This is a genomic window from Streptomyces sp. NPDC002784 (genome assembly GCF_053592135.1).
The window spans coordinates 1-1,047 of the sequence record NZ_JBSFVD010000206.1 but is presented as its reverse complement, the minus strand read 5'-3'; the positions used below and the strand labels follow the sequence as shown (position 1 = coordinate 1,047).

The following is a 1,047-nucleotide window of genomic DNA, read 5'->3' as shown; positions in this document are numbered from 1 at the left end:
GTCGCCGCGCCCGGACGCTTCGGCCGACCAGGACGGACACCAGCCGGTGAGGGCACGAGGGTAGTCGCCGACAGCCTTGCAGGACGGCACCCCCGGCTCCGCGGCAGTGTGGCAGGAGGCCGTCGGGATACCCCGTACGGTCGTCGCACTCCGCAGTATCCCGTTGCGCTCCTGCAGGCGGTCGAGTCCGGTCAGGCGAGACGCGTCGCCTTCAGTCCGTCCAGTGGATATTCTCCGGGAAGGTCGCTGCCCGGGACAGTGACCTGGACGTCGACGGGGCGGGACTGGCCAGCGGGCAGGAGCTGGTCGCCGACGGACTCCACGTAGACCCGTCCGTCGCTCTGCGCAGTCACCTCGACCCCGGACGACTCCACCGCGGCTCCTTCGGCCGGGGGCAGGTCGAAGGAAATCCGGAACTTGCGCACGTCCCGCTGGTCGTCCGGGTCGGCCGGGCTAACGGCCGTGACGGTGAGCGTATAGCTGTACACGCGGCCCTGGACGGGCCACGGGGCGGGCCAGGACGTCTTGAACTGCTTGTCCACGACGATGTAGTCGTAGCCGGGGTCGAGGGGAAGTGGTGCGATGCGCCCGGCGCCGTTCATGACCTCGAGGCCGTCGACAGGGATTCTGCCGTCGATCCGCTGTGCCTTGTCGGGGACGGTGTCGGGATCGGTGAGGTCGAGAAAGCACACGTTGCCCGCGGAGTCAACAACGTAGAACATGCCCTCCTGGTCGAAGAAGGCGGCCGCATACGCCTTGCGTGAGCCGTCGGAGCCGCTGGCCTCAGCCGGCGGGAAGACGGCCTGTTTAAGGACTTGCTTCATCGGCTCCCGGGCCGGGTCGATGTGGAGCAGGTCTCCGTTGTCCCCCTCGACCGCGTACAGTCGGCCGTTCTTCGGGTGGAAGGAGTAGTCGTCCCACCGACCACCGCCGGGGAGGTTGCCGGCGGTGGCCGTCTCGGCGTTCACGTCGATCGTGTAGCTGGGGACATTGGGCGTACTCACCACGAGCAGGGATGTGCCGTCGGATGCGATGTCGCCGTCGTAC

Annotated in this window: 1 protein-coding gene; it reads right to left on the bottom strand. The window is 68.2% G+C overall.

Going from position 1 to position 1,047, the window contains the following annotated elements:
* Positions 1-191: 191 nt before the first annotated feature.
* Positions 192-1,047 (bottom strand): DUF6923 family protein (locus ACWD1Z_RS37830; protein ID WP_451125492.1); only part of this gene is annotated, 856 nt, incomplete at its 5' end.